At 44.0% G+C, this 17,498-nt stretch carries 17 protein-coding genes and 2 pseudogenes; 11 read left to right on the forward strand and 8 right to left on the reverse strand.

What is annotated here, in order from left to right; genetic code table 11:
• Window positions 1-191: 191 nt before the first annotated feature.
• Entirely contained in the window at window positions 192-1,100 is a 909-nt protein-coding gene (locus AB4517_RS21425; protein WP_372065201.1) for an IS5 family transposase, read from the forward strand.
• 224 nt (window positions 1,101-1,324) lie between these two features.
• On the opposite strand, the gene add is transcribed toward AB4517_RS21425, so the two are convergent.
• A complete protein-coding gene (add, locus tag AB4517_RS21430) occupies window positions 1,325-2,323 on the reverse strand; it encodes an adenosine deaminase (RefSeq protein WP_372126354.1) in 999 nt (332 codons plus the stop codon).
• Between the two features lie 126 nt (window positions 2,324-2,449).
• Between add and AB4517_RS21435 the strand changes: the two genes are divergently transcribed.
• Both AB4517_RS21435 and AB4517_RS21440 read left to right on the forward strand, forming a co-directional pair.
• Entirely contained in the window at window positions 2,450-3,397 is a 948-nt protein-coding gene (locus tag AB4517_RS21435; RefSeq protein ID WP_017061092.1) for a LysR family transcriptional regulator, read from the forward strand.
• A gap of 182 nt (window positions 3,398-3,579) precedes the next feature.
• Window positions 3,580-4,338: pseudogene (locus AB4517_RS21440) on the forward strand (glutathione synthase); the annotation flags it as partial.
• An 85-nt stretch (window positions 4,339-4,423) separates the two neighbouring features.
• Here the strand turns inward: AB4517_RS21440 and AB4517_RS21445 are convergent.
• On the reverse strand, window positions 4,424-5,197 hold the full coding sequence (locus AB4517_RS21445) for a helix-turn-helix domain-containing protein (RefSeq protein ID WP_102394444.1): 774 nt from the start codon (window positions 5,195-5,197) through the stop codon (window positions 4,424-4,426).
• Window positions 5,198-5,294: 97 nt separating this feature from the next.
• Between AB4517_RS21445 and AB4517_RS21450 the strand changes: the two genes are divergently transcribed.
• The 4 genes from AB4517_RS21450 to AB4517_RS21465 all read left to right on the forward strand — a co-directional run bounded on the left by AB4517_RS21450 (window position 5,295) and on the right by AB4517_RS21465 (window position 9,480).
• Window positions 5,295-6,428: a multidrug effflux MFS transporter gene (locus tag AB4517_RS21450; RefSeq protein ID WP_136973856.1), complete on the forward strand. Its 1,134-nt coding sequence runs from the start codon at window positions 5,295-5,297 to the stop codon at window positions 6,426-6,428.
• A gap of 155 nt (window positions 6,429-6,583) precedes the next feature.
• Window positions 6,584-7,102: a TetR/AcrR family transcriptional regulator gene (locus AB4517_RS21455; RefSeq protein WP_372149881.1), complete on the forward strand. Its 519-nt coding sequence runs from the start codon at window positions 6,584-6,586 to the stop codon at window positions 7,100-7,102.
• On the forward strand, window positions 7,099-8,154 hold the full coding sequence (locus AB4517_RS21460; protein ID WP_372149883.1) for an alcohol dehydrogenase family protein: 1,056 nt from the start codon (window positions 7,099-7,101) through the stop codon (window positions 8,152-8,154). Before AB4517_RS21455 ends, AB4517_RS21460 begins: the two co-directional genes overlap by 4 nt.
• A 231-nt stretch (window positions 8,155-8,385) precedes the next feature.
• Complete coding sequence (locus AB4517_RS21465) at window positions 8,386-9,480, forward strand: HDOD domain-containing protein (RefSeq protein ID WP_372149886.1); 1,095 nt, start codon at window positions 8,386-8,388, stop codon at window positions 9,478-9,480.
• 96 nt (window positions 9,481-9,576) lie between these two features.
• On the opposite strand, the gene AB4517_RS21470 is transcribed toward AB4517_RS21465, so the two are convergent.
• From AB4517_RS21470 to AB4517_RS21485, 4 genes are all read right to left on the reverse strand, one after another.
• Window positions 9,577-11,097 (reverse strand): SgrR family transcriptional regulator, encoded by a 1,521-nt coding sequence (locus AB4517_RS21470; RefSeq protein WP_372149888.1) that lies wholly within the window; start codon window positions 11,095-11,097, stop codon window positions 9,577-9,579.
• A complete protein-coding gene (locus AB4517_RS21475) occupies window positions 11,084-12,118 on the reverse strand; it encodes a Gfo/Idh/MocA family protein (RefSeq protein ID WP_372149892.1) in 1,035 nt (344 codons plus the stop codon). Before AB4517_RS21475 ends, AB4517_RS21470 begins: the two co-directional genes overlap by 14 nt.
• Window positions 12,119-12,231: 113 nt before the next feature.
• A complete protein-coding gene (locus AB4517_RS21480) occupies window positions 12,232-13,131 on the reverse strand; it encodes a homocysteine S-methyltransferase family protein (protein ID WP_372057284.1) in 900 nt (299 codons plus the stop codon).
• 108 nt (window positions 13,132-13,239) lie between these two features.
• The gene (locus tag AB4517_RS21485) at window positions 13,240-14,196 is read right to left on the reverse strand and encodes an integron integrase (protein ID WP_372149895.1); all 957 of its coding nucleotides are present in this window, start codon (window positions 14,194-14,196) and stop codon (window positions 13,240-13,242) included.
• Window positions 14,197-14,625: 429 nt separating this feature from the next.
• Here AB4517_RS21485 and AB4517_RS21490 point away from each other — a divergent pair, with 429 nt between their 5' ends.
• Together AB4517_RS21490 and AB4517_RS21495 are read left to right on the forward strand one after the other, a co-directional pair.
• A complete protein-coding gene (locus AB4517_RS21490) occupies window positions 14,626-14,973 on the forward strand; it encodes a hypothetical protein (protein ID WP_054776246.1) in 348 nt (115 codons plus the stop codon).
• Window positions 14,963-15,442 carry a hypothetical protein gene (locus tag AB4517_RS21495; protein WP_229648417.1) on the forward strand — a complete coding sequence of 160 codons (480 nt, stop codon included), beginning with the start codon at window positions 14,963-14,965 and terminating at the stop codon, window positions 15,440-15,442. The genes AB4517_RS21490 and AB4517_RS21495 overlap by 11 nt, the downstream gene beginning before the upstream one ends.
• 155 nt (window positions 15,443-15,597) lie before the next feature.
• On the opposite strand, the gene AB4517_RS21500 is transcribed toward AB4517_RS21495, so the two are convergent.
• On the reverse strand, window positions 15,598-15,876 hold the full coding sequence (locus AB4517_RS21500; RefSeq protein ID WP_017048421.1) for a type II toxin-antitoxin system mRNA interferase toxin, RelE/StbE family: 279 nt from the start codon (window positions 15,874-15,876) through the stop codon (window positions 15,598-15,600).
• Window positions 15,873-16,157 (reverse strand): damage-inducible protein J, encoded by a 285-nt coding sequence (locus tag AB4517_RS21505; protein WP_372149899.1) that lies wholly within the window; start codon window positions 16,155-16,157, stop codon window positions 15,873-15,875. Before AB4517_RS21505 ends, AB4517_RS21500 begins: the two co-directional genes overlap by 4 nt.
• 202 nt (window positions 16,158-16,359) lie before the next feature.
• Here AB4517_RS21505 and AB4517_RS21510 point away from each other — a divergent pair, with 202 nt between their 5' ends.
• Window positions 16,360-16,902, forward strand: a complete 543-nt coding sequence (locus AB4517_RS21510; protein WP_372074734.1) for a hypothetical protein — start codon at window positions 16,360-16,362, stop codon at window positions 16,900-16,902.
• Between the two features lie 154 nt (window positions 16,903-17,056).
• Window positions 17,057-17,498: pseudogene (locus AB4517_RS21515) on the forward strand (hypothetical protein); the annotation flags it as partial.

The raw sequence follows: 17,498 nt of genomic DNA on the forward strand, positions 1-17,498 counted from the left end.
AAAAGAAGATAACTAACTGGGCGGAATACAATAAGGCTCTGTGCAAGCGTGGCTCGGTTACGTTCTGGATAGATGATTCAGCCATAGATGCATGGCGATGTACAACCCATCATGGCGTTGTTGCCTAAATCAATTGAACCTTTTTCGAGTCCTGCGATCTGATCCTTTATGATGGTTAGAGCGGTGACAACATGGGTAAGGCGAAAAAGAAGATAACTAACTGGGCGGAGTACAATAAGGCTTTGTGCAAACGGGGCTCGGTTACGTTCTGGATAGATGATACAGCCGTAGATGCATGGCGATGCAAAACCCATCATGGTAAGCGTGGTAGAGGCTTTCAGTACTCTGATACAGCGATTGAAACTGCCTTGATGATTAAAGGAGTATTCTCATTACCATTACGTGCTCTTCAAGGCTTTATTGATTCTATCTTTGAGCTATTGGATGTTCCACTGACGTCCCCTGACTACACCTGTATCAGCAAACGCTCGAAGACAGTTCAGGTCAAATATCGCAATAAATCCAAAGGAGCTATTCGCCATATAGCCATTGACTCGACTGGTCTCAAAGTTTTTGGCGAGGGTGAATGGAAAGTGAAAAAGCACGGCGCCGAAAAACGCAGAACTTGGCGTAAACTGCACTTAGCTGTTGATGTAGAAACTCATGAGGCCATTAGTGCAGAAGTCAGTCTTGTAAGTGTTGGCGATAACGAAGTGCTGCCAACATTACTCAACCCTTTACGTAGAAAGATCCATACAGTATCTGCTGATGGAGCATATGACACAAAAAGTTGTCATGAGACTCTGAAAAATAAAGGCTGTACTCCGTTGATACCACCTCGAAAGAATGCGGCTCTTTGGGAAGATGGGCATCCCAGAAATGAAGCTGTAGAGGCTCTTAAAAACGGAACAATAACGGAGTGGAAATCTGAGTCTGGTTACCACTATCGCTCAATATCTGAGACCGCAATGTCTCGATATAAAGGACTAACCAGCGGTAAATTGAGCTTGAGATGTTACAACGCTCAAGTGGGAGAAATCATGGCGAATGTCAAAGCTATAAACAAAGTCATAGGACTAGGTATGCCTGTTAGAAGCTAACGATTAGTCAAATATGGCGTCGTTGAACCTCAAGCTGATTTGATCAACAACGCCGATTATGAGTACTAACTATTGCATCTAGAATCGTTATAAAACTGCTCGCTAGATAAAATGCCACAATGCTTAAAAAAGAGAAAAGCCTCAGCCTTTCTCTTCCTATTTTGTACCTTTAAGCATTAATGCTAAGTGAGCCCAGCTATTCAGCAAAAGGCGCGCTTTACCAATTAGATTTGCTCAACGAAACCCATTAGGTGCTGTTTCACTTCGTCTGAAGCAAACGCACTTTCTACAGAGTACTTGTAGATTTCTACGTAATCTTCTTTTGTTAGACCGAATGTTTCACACGCACGTTTTACTTCGTTGGTCATGGTTGTGTTCGACACAGTGCGGTTGTCTGTGTTGATCGTTACAACGATGCCGTCTTTCTTGAATTCAGCAATTGGGTGGTCGCTGAATTTGTGAATACATTTAGTTTGCACGTTACTTGTTGGGCAAGTTTCAAGCGCAACCTGCTTCTCTTTAACGATGTTGTACGCGTCTTCGTTACCTTGGATGTGGACACCGTGGCCGATACGCTCAGCGTCAAGCAGTGTGACTGCATCGTAAACGTTCTGACCATGCCATTGCTCACCTGCGTGAACCGTCACACGGTAGCCTTGTTCAATAGCGTATTGCGTGTACTCAGGGAATTCAGCGCAGAAGCCCGGCTTTTCACCGCCTGCAATATCAAACGCAACCACGCCTTTACCAAGGTATGGTTTACCAGCGTCGATTACATCTTTGATTGAGTCTTTCGGGAACATACGAAGTACAGACATGATGTAGTTGCCCTTAATGTCGTATTTCTCTTCTGCACGCTTCATGCCTTTAACCGCACTTGCGATGATTGCATCAAGAGACAAGCCCTTGTTTACGTGAAGAATCGGTGCAAAACGAACTTCTAGGTACTTAACGTTTTCTAGTGCTGCGTCTTCGTAAAGCTCAAAAGAGATACGCTCAATCGCTTCTTCCGTTTGCATCACTTGCAGTGGCAGGCTAAAGCAAGCTAGGTACTCATCAAGGTTTTTGCAATCTTCAGGCACTGTTAGAGACTTTACTACCGCTTCACGGTCTTCTGGAAGTTCGATTCCGTACTGTTTCGCCAGATCAATAATGGTGTCTGGACGAACACTTCCGTCTAGGTGGCAGTGCAGATCAATCTTAGGGAGTGCTAGAAAGTTCATGAGTATTCCTTAGGTCTATTATTTTTTGAGTTATTAACTCATAGGTTACATGGGCTTAAATTAACAAGTTTGTGATATGATTTAAAGTGACATAAAGTCATCATTAATCTGAATCTAAGGAATATCATGGTAGATGTTAAAAGCTTACTCAAATGTGATATGAATTTACTGCTGTGTTTACACGTGTTGCTTGAAGAGCGCAGCGTGAGCAAAACGGCAGAGCGATTGTTCCTTAGTCAGTCTGCGGTGAGTAAACAACTCACTAAGCTGCGTTCTTTGTTTGACGACCCTTTGTTTGAACGTGAGTCAAAAGGCCTGTTTCCAACACCGAAAGCCACCTCTTTAGCGCCTAAAATTCATCAAATCCTTCTGCAAGTTGAACAGCTAACCGTGCCGGACATTTTTGAGCCGAAAGACAGCGAACGTACTTTTAATATCGATCTTGTTGAAACCGCTTATACCGCGATTTACCCTAAATTTATGCCTAACGCGCTAGCAGATGCGCCGAACATTACGGTAAACAGCACTACTTGGAGCAGCGAAACCTTTAAGCGCTTACTAAAGCGTGAGGTCGATTTCGGGATTGGAATTTTTGAGCTCGATGAAAGGGCTAGCACCCACATTCAAAATATCCCTGCCGAGCTAAACCACGTCGAGTTGCTGCAAGATTACTCTGTGTGCTTGATGCGAAATGATCACCCAGTACTTCAAGAAGAGTGGAATCTGCAAGCCTTCCTTAAATACCGTCATATTCAGTTGGTGACCGGTGGCGTTGGCGACTGGTTGCTACTGGAAATCTTGCAAGCCAAACAGCTTCAAATTAACAAAGCCGCCAACGTGTCGGACATCACCAGCGCAGTAAAGCTGTGCAAACAAAGCGATTTGCTGATGTGTTATCCGTACAACTCGGTTCGTGACTATATTGAGAGTGGCGAACTGGTGATGAAGCCGATTCCTATTGAGTTGGTTCCCGGTGGTTTGTTTTTGCTTTGGCACCGTTACTTTGATTCTGAACCAAGCCACAAATGGCTTCGCGACCTCATAGTCAATAAGACCCAAGAACCTCAGCTGTAAACCGCGAGCTACGATGATCAAAACGGCGAAATAAGTTTTTTTAAATTTATTTCGTCTTTTTAGAATGAGCATTGTCTTATTACGGGTGCCAAATGCCCGCCAAGAATGAGATATCTAAATGAATCCAATGCCATCGATTCCGCAACAAGTTATTGAAGATGCTTGTGAGTGGGCAATTATGCACGGTGCGTCGTACTTTTGAACAGTTGAGCTGTCAGCTTTCATCGGGCGATAATCAACGCCTGCTATTGAAAGATGTCGGAGCTGTCGATGTGGTGTATCTAAGAGCTGGCTACCAGTATTCAGATTATTGGGCTCCAGAGCTAAATGAATCGGTGTGTTGCCATACGTTAAGTCAGACTCGCTTGTTTATGGAGCAACACCATGTCGCAATGAACGCGACTATCAGCCAGCAATTAGCGACCAGCAAAACCATGCAAATGCTGCTGACCATGATGTCAGCAGCAGAATACGCCCGCTGGGGTTTAACGCGAGAAGAAGCCGAACTGGTCAAGAGTGTTCTGGCTGATATGAAGCCTATCACCAATGAAGCAATTGAATGGTTTAACACACAAGCTGATAAGCAAGAATGGGAGCTAAAAAACCAAGGCGAGGGCGGTGGCCATTGTGTCTTTGGTGACGATATTAGCGAACAACTGAGCCAACTTAAGCCAGAAGACTACGATGCATGGGCATTGATGCAGCGCTTGTACCCACACGAACGTGACGTGCCAAGCATTGCGGTGCGTGACACTCAACAAACGCTCGTGACAGACTTAGTCAGCGAAGTCGGTTTGTTTACCGCTTACTACAAAGGTGAACCAGTAACAGAGCTAGACGGCTACACGGGTTACTTGATCCGCAGTAAACCCGCTAGCGAAAATGAAGGTGGAATCCACAGTGGAAAAGGGATTCTCGATTCGTTGGTGTTGATTGATTAGTTGAATCTGCATTAAAAAACCAGAACTCATGTTCTGGTTTTTTGTATCTGAGCTCAGTAAAACTTCAGAGTTTGGATAACAACAATCACGCCCCTAACTTGGTAAAGGCCAACGGGGTTTGTCCAGTTTGCTGTTTGAAAAAAGCGATAAACGCACTGTTGGATGAGAACTCTAGCAGATGAGCCACATCAACGACTTGTCGGTTTTCTGAGAGCAGTTCAATCGCTTTAAACAAGCGCCATTGCTGTCGCCACTCTTGGTAAGTCATGCCTGTTTCGGCTTTGAATAATCGAGTAATCGTTTTGGTGCTTGCGCCAACCGAGTTCGCTAATGTCGAGAGGGCTGGGGCAAGAAAGGAAGCGGTTCGGACTTGTTTGCAAAAGCTTTTAAAGCGGCGATCTGTCGGTAGTGGCAAGATAAACGAGTGTTGGTTAGCACTGTAAAACTCTTCCCAGAATAGGTTGGCGGTATTGGTGGTTTGCTCGCGGGCAACGTCCCAATCCCAGAAAGCCATCTTATTGATCAGGGCTTTTAAAAGCTCATTCACTTCTACAATTTCAATCGCTTCTGGGCAGGTGTAAATACTGCTATCAAAATAGAGCGACCGATAAGCAACCACATTGGTCATCTGCGCGCGATGTTTGGTATAAGGCGGGATCCACACGGCTTTAGTCGGCGGCAAAATGCAAATGGCGTTTTTTAAGGTCAAGGTGATGCAACCCTGCGGAGCATACAGCAACTGTCCTTTTACGTGGTGATGTATTCCTGAGTCATGCTGACCTAGCTCTGCCGCAATCCCTATTACGGGCGCAGGTAAGCTGTCTGCATCAAACTCAATGGTTTCGCTGATTAATGCCATTTGTCCCAATCTTGTTGTTTTTGGTTTTAATGTTGTTAACGAGCCAAGGTTAGTTTCCCCTAGACTCCTCGTCAAGTTCACTGGTCTTGGAAAAATGATGAAAACAAAACCTTCTTTATGGCAAATGGTGCTATTGCTGATGTTCCCTCAAATCGCAGAAACCATCTATAGCCCGACTCTGGATTCAATATCGAAATCCTTTGATGTCAGTTACACACAAGCTGCTCAAACCCTATCGATTTACTTCTCTGCATTTGCGGTGGGTGTGGTGGTATGGGGCGTGTTAGCTGACAAGTGGGGGCGCCGACCAACCATGTTATTGGGCATGGGGTTATTCGCTTGTTCAGCACTCATTGCTATGCAAACCAATAGCTTTGTTTGGTTGATGATAGCCCGAGCCATGGGCGCTTTCGGGCTTGCGGTTGGCTCGGTTGTGACACAAACCATGTTGCGAGATGCCTTTAGCGGCGCTGAACTGGCCAAGGTGTTTGGTTACATGGGGATGGGGCTGTCGATTAGCCCAATCATCGGGCTGCTTCTTGGCGGTCAATTAAGCCAAGCGGGCGGGCATCAATATGTGTTTATTGCCCTGTTTATTATGGTGTTAGTGCTGTTGGCACATAGCCTATGGTCATTGCCTGAAACGCAACAATCTAAGCAGCCATTGCAGTTAAAGTCACTCAGTATTCACATGGTCAAAGATAGCGATATATGGATGTCTGCGTTGCTGGTCGCGTCGTTCAATATTGCACTGTTTTCCTATTATCAATTGGGTTCATTTGCCTTCATTCAACTTGGATTTAGCGTTGAGCAGTTTGGCTACAGCGGCATTGTGCTTGGGTTCGGGACTCTGTTGGGAAGCTTGGTGAACAAGACATTGTTGAAGAGACAAGTGTCTTCAATGTCTCTGATTGGTATCGCAGCAGGGCTTCAAACATTAGGTGCGGTGGGTGTGTATTTTTCACAACACACGATCTGGTTCTTGCTTCCAATGATGTTGGTGGTTATGGCGTTTGGCATTGCGATTCCCAATGTATTGAGCCGAGCGTTGGTACGTTACCAGTCTCAAGCAGGAAGTGCAGGCGCACTGTTTGGTTTGATGTATTACACCTTGATCGGCTCAGGGCTCGCTTTAGCGGGAATGCTCCAAGATCTAGGTGTAGTGTTGGTACTTTGTGGCGCGTTATCTGTTCTGGTGACGATACGCAGTCGACTCCAGCTTAAACGCTAAGTCTCTCATCTGTATTGATAAATTCCGTGTCCTGTTTGGCGCGGAATTTATCATTTCTTGGTTTGTAAATTTGGATATTGACAGGGGTAGAGTGATCGTTCTACTCTGTAGGTAGAACAATCATTCTACCCTTTGTCGGGTATTGAGAGAGCACTATGTTGAGAGAACAGATTGCAGCAAGCTTAGAGGTGGCATTTAGCCAGCAAGGTTTTGCTGAGCCGAGCGTTGCACAGCTGAAAACGGCGTGCGATGTAAGCCTAAGAACCTTGTATAAACACTTCCCTTCAAAAGAAGCGATGATCGTTGGTGCCTTGGAGCATCGACATCAACGTTACCTAGATTTCTTGTTGGAAACGTCGCCTGAAAAGGGGCTCGCATCGGTTACTCATATCTTCAACAAGCTTCAACAATGGTTAGAAGAATATGCGCCGCACGGGTGTATGTCGATGAATGCGATGGCCGCGTTTCCCGATAATGAGCTTATCAGCCAAGCGGTTACACAGCATAAAGAACAAGTTCGTTTGCTAATAGGCAAGCAGAGCCTGCGAGAGGATCTCGCGACACCGCTGTTTTTACTTCATGAAGGCGTATCAAGCGCGTGGCCAGTCTTAGGCGAAGAAGCAGTGGCATCGGCACAGAATATGGTGACAAAATTACTCAAGGAAACAGTATGAATTTCGAGATACCAAAAACAATGAAAGGCGCAGAGATGCTAGGGCACGGCGGGGCAGAAATGCTTGGCTACCGTGAAGACATTGCTGTTCCAAAAATTGAGCCTAATGAAGTGCTGATCAAAGTCATGGCAGCAGGCGTTAATAATACTGACATCAACACGCGAATCGGTTGGTATGCAAAAAGTGATGATTCAGACGATGCCAGTTGGTCGGGTGAAGCGCTAAAGTTCCCTCGTATCCAAGGTGCTGACGTGTGTGGTTTTATCGTGAAAGTCGGCAATGAAGTCTCAGTTGACCGTATTGGTGAGCGTGTTCTGATTGAGCCTTGTTTGACCGAGGTTTATGGACAAGATCTACCACAGCCATGGTATTTCGGATCTGAATGCGATGGTGGTTTCGCTGAATACACCAAAGTAGCAGCTAAGCATGCTTACGCGGTGAACAGTTCTATGTCGGATGTTGAGCTAGCGTCTTTCCCATGCTCTTACTCGACCGCAGAAAACATGCTGACTCGCTCGAATGTGGCTGAGGGTGATCGCGTGCTTATCTCAGGTGCATCGGGCGGTGTGGGCTCTGCGGCTATTCAACTAGCAAAAGCTCGTGGCGCGTATGTTATTGCCATCACTAGCCCAAGCAAGAACCAACAGTTACTTGAACTTGGCGCAGATGAAGTGATTGCCCGTGATGCAGATTTGGTTAACGCGCTAGGCGAAAGCAGCGTGAATGTGGTTATCGATTTAGTCGCCGGTGATAAGTGGCCGGAATTCCTTGAAGTGCTGAAACCACATGGTCGCTATGCTGTGTCTGGTGCGATTGGTGGTGCAATGGTTGAGCTTGATGTGCGAACTTTGTATCTCAAAGACCTCAGCTTTTTTGGTTGCACGGTTTTAGAACCGCAAGTATTCCAAAACTTGGTTAATCGTATCGAGAAACAGCAGATTGGCGCCATCGTTGCAGAGTCTTATCCGCTAGCCGATATCCATAAAGCGCAAGATGAGTTCTTAAAGAAAAAGCATGTTGGTAAGATCGTGTTGGAAGTGGCAGAACGCTAGTTTTAGTCAGCTTCACGGTTTAGATTGATGGAAGAGTGAGCAAGCTTTATTTGCTCGCTCTTTTTGTTCCTGGTGAATACCGAGGAGCTGAGCAAATTGTTGGGTAACAGATCCTATACAGCTGAAAGGTTAATGATTCATTTATCACTGTATGGTTTATGAGTTGCCTGTGCGATAATCACCGCTGTTATATATCCCGAACTGTTTGATAATCATCTAGGAGCCGTATTGATGTTTAAAAGGGTATTGCAGGCACTATTCTCACCTTTTGTTTATTCAAAAAACAAACCCTCTGCAGAGCCTGTCCAAAAAGAGCAACAACAAACCGTTGCTACTGATTCTGTTCGGTCTTCAATCTTTGTTCCGCCGTCGTCCGCTCAGCCATCATCATTAATCGTCGATAAGACGCTTAGCCTTCACGATGGTGAGTTCCTTGATTATTTGTTTGGAGAGTCTCGCCTTCGAACGGAGTCAGACCCATTTAGTGATTTTGTCGCTTGTCAAATCGAACGCTTGATTCGCTCTCCAAAAGCCTTGCTTAATGAACTTCCAGTGATGCCAGCCTCTGTGACCACGTTAATGGGCGAATTACAGAGCGATGAGTTTGATGTCGATACTCTGTTAAGAGTGATTGAGCGCGAGCCGAGTATGGCTGCCGATGTGATTAAACTGGCAAATAGCGCCTTTTACAAACGCAATGAAAAACAGGTTACCGACCTAAAAACAGCATTCTTAAATATGGGTTCTCAAGGGCTCGTTGAAGGGGTGGTGAATAGCTACATGAAGAACTTCACGCCGGGGAACAATATTTACTGGCGTCACTTCGGTGAGAAAATTTGGAATCACAGTGTTCAAACCGCGTCGTTTTCTAAGGAGTTGATGAAAGACTCTTCATCTCAAGAAGAGCAAGCAGCGGCGTATTTTGTTGGGTTAATTCGCAACTTAGGCAAGATGATCATTTTCCAGATGATGGTAGAAGCCTTCAAGCATGTTGATCCTTCTGTTCCACCTAACTCGTTAGCATTGAAGCGCCTGATGAACAGCTACTCCATTCGCCTGACTTACACCATTGCTAAGTTCTGGGAACTGCCAGAATCAGTGTTGACCGCGATTGGCTACCAAGAGTCGAGCCGATACGAATGCACGCCACTTGGTCAAGCTGTGTTTGAAGCTAACTACTTGAGTGAGCTGTGCTATTTACTGGAAGAACAAACGATTGAAGTCGAGCAATTTAAGCGCAGATGCAAAGAGACACTGATGTCTCCGGCTGCATACAAAGTGGCTAACCGTATCTATAAAGAGTCTGAATTATCGCTAGTGAGCTAACCCTTAGCCTATTCGACCTACGCTGTGACTGAACATAATGATTGGTTGCAGCTTGGTTGGGCTAGGTTGTGAAATACATTCAGCTACGAAATACGCTTACAAATGGCTAATCCACAGCTTGTCGAGTTCGCACCAACCGAAACCATTCAATTGCGCGCCGTGTATCTTTTCAGAAACCTCTAAGTTGAACGCCTCTTGCTTGAGCTCAACCACAACTCCAGATTCATGCAACCAATGCCGAAGCACCAACAGTGCATTCATTGCTAACTCAAAGTTGGGCTGGTTTGTTATTGAGGTTAAGCCATGTTCGATTGTCTCTAGCATCTCAGCAGGCAAAGTTAAGTCCTCAAACGGGAAGCGAGTGAAAAAGCTTAACCACGAAGTGAAGGTGTCGTTCTCATCAATAATACTGCACAGCGCGACGTCTTTGGTAGTTAGGTAGTGAGTTAGGTAGTGCCCATATTCCACGCTGGTTTTGTGGTCGCCAGACACTGACAACTGATCGAAAAGGGCTTGGCATTCAGAGGTGTCTTCAACGGTGAACTCACGAACGGTTGAAGACAACATCGGGCTTTGAATCTTAAAGAAGGTTGAGCCGAAATCCGGTTGGGAAGAATGGTCATCCCCACGCACGCTGGTCGTCTTCTCGGGCAGTTTCACGCACACCTGATTTTGAGCGCAGGCTTTGCTCTGTGCCCATTCCTGATAGACCCACAACTCGACTCGATTCAGAATCGGCGTGCTGTGTGAATAGGCGCTATTGCGGCTCAATCTCAACATCTTGCTTGAGAAGATGTCTAATGAGAACGCGCCAGATCCAATCAGCCTATCAGTCGGTGATGAGTGATCGAATACGGAGGCTTCAGCCCTAGCAAGTAGGCGCGGTAAATGCCAATCAGGTTGATTCAACTTTACGACAACCACATTGCCTGCCGAGACAGAGACCTCATCAATATGCTGATAACAGCGACGCCATATTTTGCTTTGGCAGAGCGAGTTAAGGTTGCGTGCTATGTCTTGAGGTTCGAGTGTTCTTCCGTTATGAAAGTGAACACCATTGCGAATCTGAAAGTGCCACTGTGTCGCATCTTGATTAGGCTGCCAATGATAAGCCAGATCGCCGCTGAGTTTGCTGTGCTTAACGGAGGTTAGGCGTTGGCAAACTTGCATCACTAAGAAGCGTTCGGTGCGTCTAAGTACTCGTTGAGGGTGAAGCGCTTCGAGTTCTCGGTGAAACGGGATGTACGCGATATTCTGCGTCGACGGATTGGTATTGCTTAGAAAGGCTTGCAACTCAGTGCCAGCATTGCGGCCGTTGAAGCTCAAGGTGCTAAACACCTGTTCTATGTTGCCTGCGTCAGCTTGGGTTTGTGCGTATTGGTAACACGCCTCAATGGGTTCAACCAGACACGTGAGTTGTGCCTTCTTGCTGCGGCCTGAGCTAGCTTGCCACTCAATCCAACCTTGTGCTGTCATCGCTTTGAGTAAGGTCTGAACGTGACGTTCACTCACGTGCAGCAGTGTGGCCAGTTGGTTGACCTGACAGTGTGATACTCCAGGCCCAAAAGCCTGAAATATCTTTTCATACAGTTCAAGCTTGCGCTTAAGGTTTCCCAATTTGCTTTTCCTCACGACGAGGTTGAGTTAAGTGTGGATAGCCAGAGTCAATGAGTGCTTTTTCCATCGTGACGAGAACTCGAGAGGTTATCTCTGAGCTTAGGATATTCGACTCAGTTTTGCCTTGAAGCACCAAATCTGAAAAATGGTCGATTTCAAATTCGAACCCATTGCCCGTCACTCGTTTGTTGATGGTCGACTTCTGCCCTTGATGTTCAATCTCAATAAAGGCCGGATTCCACCATTTTTCGTGAATGGTGATCTTGGTATCTGGCCCACTCAAATGTGCTGACCGGGGAAGATTTTGCACGGTTGATGCCGATATCTTACCGTTCATATCACCAGAGAATGTAAAGCACGCGTCGGTATCAACATTCGCCCCCTCATAAAGACACGACATCTCTACCTGAGGTTTTGAAGGGTTTACACCCAGCGTTCGGCACAGATCGTAAAAGAACCAAAGCCCATAGACCCCAACATCGAGTGTTGCTCCGCCTGACAAATCCGGATTGAAGATAAACAAATCGGGCTCATAGTCATGATGATTACCAAAGCTGGCTTCGATTGAATCTATCTGAATGTTGTTATCGACCAAGAATGATTGGAGCTCACGATATGCGGGAAACACCACGGTTTTCATTGCTTCTAACAGCATCACGCCATTTTGCTTCGCGAGAGCTTTCATCTCAAGCCAGTCAGCAAGGTTGGTAAAAGCCGGCTTCTCGACCAATACATGTTTTTTATTCTTTAGAAACAACTCAGTGAGTGGCTGGTGGTATGGGTGAACCGTAGCGATGTAAACCGCTTCAACACTTGGGTCATTCGCCATCTCTTCATAAGAACCATAAGCCTTGTCGCAAGCAAACTTGTTGGCGAACGTGGCTGCGCGTGAGTGATCTCTGGCGGCAACCGCATCAAGCTCACCATGCAGACAATGCTCTGTGACTGCGGTAGCGAATCGATTGGCGATATTGCCTAGCCCTGCGATACCCCATTTAATTTTTCGTTGCGTGTCGCTCATCAGTTACTCCAAATCGTTGTTTTGTATCAGTGTACTCAGAGACGTCACATACAAATAGAGAACAGATTTCTCAACCTGTTCTCTATTTATTTTATTCTAGTTGAAGCTCAGGATTAGCTCTGTATTGAGTGTTTCCAATCGGCTAGGGCTTTAATGTGTTTTGGCCCGATGCCACAACAGCCACCGATAATATTCGCGCCCAGTGCATGCCAGCGTTTAGCGTAAGTTAAGTAACCTTGGCCATCCAGCTCACGCATCTCCTGAAACATATCATTCGCTTCATGTTCGTTGCTGATAGGCGCAAAATTGTTGGCATAGACACCAACTTCTAAATCACTGCCTAGCTCATCGATCACTTTCTTGGCATCGATAATGGCTTGATCCATCACTTCAGGCACTGAACAGTTAAACATAATGCCTGTCGCGTTTGATTGGCAGGCAAGTTTGATGGCGTCTGTTACGCTCTCGCCAGAACGAATATTGGCAGAATCGCCCTTGGTATCTTCCAAACTGAATGCGTAGTAACAAGGCTTATCGGACTGTTTAAGTACCGCATGAATGGATTCGAACTCTTGCAGGCTGCAGATGGTTTCCGCTATCCAAAGATCGATGTTTGGATCCTGGGCATCGTAAAGCGTTTGAATGATTGGCGCTGCCTCTTCTACCTTAAATAAGTCTGGTCGGTAGCTGCCAAATGGCGGTGGAATCGCGCCCGCCACTTTTACGGTGTGAGAAGCATTGTTAGCAACTGCTTTAGCCAGCTCACCAGACAGTGTGGCTAGTTCAAAACCGCGTTGCTCGAACAGCTCTTCACCCAAATGAAAAGGCACACAGGCGTAGCTATTGGTGATTAGGATTTCAGCACCTGCATCGACAAAGTTTTGATGCGCTTGGCTAACAAATTCGGGTGCTTCAATCAGCGCTTGAGCACTCCAAAGCGGTTGAGAAAATGGCGCGCCAATTTCTTTGAGTTCTCGGCCCATGCCGCCATCAAGTATGGTTAGTGTTTTCATATTCAATACTATCTAAACAATTGCTGAAGTTCTGCCGCCACCATATCAGACAACCTTGTCAGACAGAAGCCATCAAGCCAAGGTTCAACTATCGATGAGGGAGTTTCGTTATAAGCCGTCTAGCGGGCTAGTCGTGCCACTAAAGTGTTGCCCAATAACGTGAGTGTAAATCTGAGTTGTCTTAACATCACTGTGCCCCAGTAGCTCTTGAACCGTTCTGATATCGGAGCCTGACTTTAGAAGTTGCGTAGCAAAACTGTGCCTGAAAGTATGACAACTAATTCGCTTGTGGCGCAATTTATTAGAGTTAGTCGCCTTCTTCAGCGTTTTTCGGAGTACCGAATCATGTAGGTGGTGTCGGCATACGATCCCCGACTCAGAGTGTTGAGTGACGGATTTTGATGGGAATAGGTACATCCAAGCAAGTTGTCGATAGGCACTAGGGTATTTTTTACCTAATCGGTGAGGCAAAGATGGCCCAAACCCATTCAAGTTATCTTTAGCGAGCAGAACTGCAACTTGTGAAATTTTGTCTTGTATAGCTTCAGTGAGTGAAAAACTTAAAATTGTCACTCGGTCTTTATTTCCTTTCCCATTGTGAACAGTGAGAGACCCTTGTTTTATATCTATATCTTGTACTCGAAGCCTCAGGCATTCCGATACTCTCAAACCTGAACCATACAACAAGCGAAAAAACAGTTGATATTTAGGATCTATTTCATTGATCACCGAGATAGCTTCCGCATGATTGAGTACGCTAGGAATTTTTCGAGACCGAGTCGCATAGCTAAACCCTAAGTCTCCTAGAGGTTGCTTAATAAATTGATTGTATAAATAGGCTAGAGCATTGAGAGCTACCTTTTGAGTATTGATGGCTACTTTTTGTTGATTAGCTAAATGAGAAAGAAAGGAGACAACTTCAGCGGCATGCATCTGTTCAGGGTGTTTAAGCTTATGAAAATGAATGAAGTATTTTATCCAGTAACAGTAGGCTTTGATTGTCTTGCGACTATAGCCTCGCATCGTCATATGTTCGCAAATTGCCTGCATGAATTGACTCGCCATATATTCCCCTCACAAAATCTGTACATACAGACAGTTTATTGCTTGTTGAATAATTAATGACTTAAAAAAGAGTGGTTTTTAACTCTGATTGAGCACGAATTTAACGAGAGGCTTATTTTAAATTATTGATTATACTGCAGATTTATGGGTGGTTAAGAATGAGGCCGAGCGTTACATAGTCGGCAATATGTGCTTGCACGTTTTCACACTTATTGTTTAGACCCACTTTTATATTAAATGCATAGCATTCAGTTGGTTATGAGTGACCTTTTTGATATGTTAAGCGGATGGATTCGTGCTTGCACAATATTAAAATGTTATGTAACAAAAGGTAATGGTCAAAATCACTGTAGTTTCAGTTATTTTGACATCTATTGATGCCCATTAATTTGGTATAGAATAAAAACGTATTAAATGATGGAGGGTATCATGGCCAAGCAAGAGTATTGTTCAATCAAAGGATTTGAACCAAGTAATAGAACAAAAGAATATATCGAACAAATGGAGCACATTACTGATATGTCTTCGGTGCTGGAGAAGATCCTGTTTGCTATTCCCTTCTTCCAAATTTTTGCAGGTAGAGATTCTTACAAAGGAGTAGCTTTAGCATCTGCTTCTTATAATGTTTCAACGTATGATTGGCAGTTGTATGAAAGTGCAGTAAAAGCGATTGCTCCAATTGAAAGAGAACGCTTAGAAAATGTAGCTATGAGAGCAATGTTAGACACAAGTGGTGAGGAACGTAAATTTTGGGAGTGTGTATACAATGCATTATAAAGCTATATTATTAATTGTTAGTTGTATATTTTCGTCTTCTGTCTTATCTGAAAGTTGGGCTGAATTTTTAAAAAAAGATCTTAGCTATAAGTACCAAGCTTTAAATGTAAAAGTAGATGCTTGTAGTAAGCTGCGTGAAAGCTTTGTATTAAAACCAATAAAAAGTGATTGGTTTGGTACTTTGACAGATCAACAAAAGAAAGATGTTATTTTATTTGCAAGTGATTATGCGAGTAAGCAATGTTATAAATTGGAAGAATTAAGTTTTTCAAACGCTCTTTTACGTTATACCGCAGAGACCGGAGATAAAGAGCTTCTGGATAATTGGCTTGGTTTAAATAAATCTAATAAATATACAATTGAAGGCGTGGACTCTGTTGGTGCTGAAAATGTAATTGAATTTATAAATCAAGAGTTCACACAACCATTTCAGCCAATTGAGCTTATTAAATATTTAAAGTTATATTAACAAAATTGGAATGTTACATAACAATTGCATCAACACGATTTACTACACTCGGCATCTTAGGTTGCCGGGTGTTTCTCGTTTTAAGGCGTTAATTTTAAGTATAATTGCATAGTAGTAAACGTGTTATGCAGGCGTTAGTTGCCCACCGACTACAATCAGTCGGTAGGGAATTTCTGCTTCTGATGTAGAACTCGCATTACACGAATTGTTGAGCCGTCAACCCAATAGGAAACGATCATTGAGATTTCGGGGATAATTAGTAATCGTCCTCGAATGCCATCACGTTGAAAACCCATCAGTGGCTGCTCAAGTAAATTTTCTACTTTAGCTTCGATGATTTCGTCAGTTTTGTCTGCCGCGTTTGGGTTGAAGTCATAAAGAAACTCAAAGATCTTCTCACGATCATTTAGCGATTCTTCTTCCCATAAAATCATTGTGGACCTCGGCTACGAATCTTAGCTTTTCGTTCAGCCATTCGTGCTTTTGCTGAGTCATGATCAACAAATGAAGCTTTTCCTGAGTCAAACTTTTCAAATGCTAAGTTTACTTGTTCAGTTAACCAAGCGTCGTGAGACAATGTTTTTCGTTGTTGCTCAGCCATTTGTTCAGTAAGTTCACGGCAAGCATCGCTGAGTGTGCGACCTTGGCTCTCAGCCATTTGTTGGGCTAAACGTTTAATTTCGTCATCAACACGAAATTGAATTCTAGTGTCCATGAGTAGCTCCCTAAGTTTACGTGTGTACAAATGTTAGCACTAGAGTCGAACAAGGGCAACTAACAAACGGCTCAAGAGGGATTGCCAACGCTTGGCGACTTTAGTACAAAATTGAAGCCCAGTGTTTACAGTGTGTTTTTTGAGTCCGGCGGAGCGTTGTCAACCCCTTAGCCGGGCGTTAGGTTTTTTGAGGTTGTTTTAAGTGAATCAGGATATTTATGAAATGGAGCATCGTTGTGTTGATCGTCACAATGAGCTTGCAGAGCATATTGATCGCATAAGTCAGGAGCATGCACGAATGCAAACGGATCAGAATGTTGCGATTATAAAAGAGGTTGTCTCACACGTTTATGGCAAGGCAAACTCATATAGTAATGTGATTATTGCTGCTGGTTATGTAGGTTTCTTTACTCTTTGGTCAAGCATTAAGACAGATTTACCTGACTGGGCTGTTTTGTCATCAGGGGCGTTAATCTTATTGTCATTGATGGTATTCATCGGATTTGAGTTATATAAGATGATTAGCAGTGCCCTCCAAATGCGTAAAATTACGACTAGGCTTCAATCACCGACGGTTGATACTTTGAAGGAAATTCAGAGTATCGAACAGCAAGTAAATTTACATAATGCTAGAGTTTGGATTTTTACCATAGTGCCTACAGTAATATCTGGCTTTTTGGCTGGGTTGGTACTCCTAATTAGTTTTCTGATTGAGTTTTTGTCACCATATTTACAACAAACCTAACAAACGCTTCAAGACAGATTCGCAACGCGTGGCATTTTTACCTTGCGTTGATTTTAGTGATTAAGGTGGTGTGCGGAAACACCGTATTGCGTTGCTCACCACTTAAGCGGGCGTTATGCCCTTTTTTTAAATTTATAGCTTATGGAGATTTAAAGTGAGTTTAATTTTTGCCAAGAGAGATGAAAGTGGCAATGTTTGTATCGTTAGTGATACTAAGCTAAATTACGAAATAGACCGAAAGCTTCCTAGTTATTCTAGTTATCAAAAAAATGGTGGTTTAAAGCTGTTTGTTGTTAATCATGGGAAAGTAGTTATTTCATTTGCTGGATGTAGTGCTGAAGCACAAGATACTTTTGACCGAATTGACTTGGATAATTGGAATCTATCAAATGTATTAGAAATGTTAAAAGAAAGCAGTGTCTTTGGCACGACTGATTATTTATTATGTAATGCTGTAAATAATATCATTTATAAAATATCTGACGGAGTAGTAGCTCAACCAGATTATGCGTATATTGGTGATTTTGATGGATACCAAGTTTTAACTAAAAACATTAAACAATCTTCAGGACTTCATGACTTGGATATTGCTATGA

Origin of the sequence: Vibrio sp. 10N.222.52.C3 (assembly GCF_041474195.1) — a bacterium.
Lineage (GTDB): Bacteria > Pseudomonadota > Gammaproteobacteria > Enterobacterales > Vibrionaceae > Vibrio > Vibrio crassostreae_C.

Bases quoted from the DNA above. Each gene is read 5' to 3' on its own strand.
- add (WP_372126354.1), bottom strand. From the start codon at position 2,323: ATGAACTTTCTAGCACTCCCTAAGATTGATCTGCACTGCCACCTAGAC.
- AB4517_RS21460 (WP_372149883.1), top strand. From the start codon at position 7,099: ATGAATTTCGAGATACCAAAAACAATGAAAGGCGCAGAGATGCTAGGG.
- AB4517_RS21450 (WP_136973856.1), top strand. From the start codon at position 5,295: ATGAAAACAAAACCTTCTTTATGGCAAATGGTGCTATTGCTGATGTTC.
- AB4517_RS21495 (WP_229648417.1), top strand. From the start codon at position 14,963: ATGCATTATAAAGCTATATTATTAATTGTTAGTTGTATATTTTCGTCT.
- AB4517_RS21445 (WP_102394444.1), bottom strand. From the start codon at position 5,197: ATGGCATTAATCAGCGAAACCATTGAGTTTGATGCAGACAGCTTACCT.
- AB4517_RS21490 (WP_054776246.1), top strand. From the start codon at position 14,626: ATGGCCAAGCAAGAGTATTGTTCAATCAAAGGATTTGAACCAAGTAAT.
- AB4517_RS21500 (WP_017048421.1), bottom strand. From the start codon at position 15,876: ATGATTTTATGGGAAGAAGAATCGCTAAATGATCGTGAGAAGATCTTT.
- AB4517_RS21425 (WP_372065201.1), top strand. From the start codon at position 192: ATGGGTAAGGCGAAAAAGAAGATAACTAACTGGGCGGAGTACAATAAG.
- AB4517_RS21465 (WP_372149886.1), top strand. From the start codon at position 8,386: ATGTTTAAAAGGGTATTGCAGGCACTATTCTCACCTTTTGTTTATTCA.
- AB4517_RS21475 (WP_372149892.1), bottom strand. From the start codon at position 12,118: ATGAGCGACACGCAACGAAAAATTAAATGGGGTATCGCAGGGCTAGGC.
- AB4517_RS21455 (WP_372149881.1), top strand. From the start codon at position 6,584: ATGTTGAGAGAACAGATTGCAGCAAGCTTAGAGGTGGCATTTAGCCAG.
- AB4517_RS21505 (WP_372149899.1), bottom strand. From the start codon at position 16,157: ATGGACACTAGAATTCAATTTCGTGTTGATGACGAAATTAAACGTTTA.
- AB4517_RS21480 (WP_372057284.1), bottom strand. From the start codon at position 13,131: ATGAAAACACTAACCATACTTGATGGCGGCATGGGCCGAGAACTCAAA.
- AB4517_RS21485 (WP_372149895.1), bottom strand. From the start codon at position 14,196: ATGGCGAGTCAATTCATGCAGGCAATTTGCGAACATATGACGATGCGA.
- AB4517_RS21435 (WP_017061092.1), top strand. From the start codon at position 2,450: ATGGTAGATGTTAAAAGCTTACTCAAATGTGATATGAATTTACTGCTG.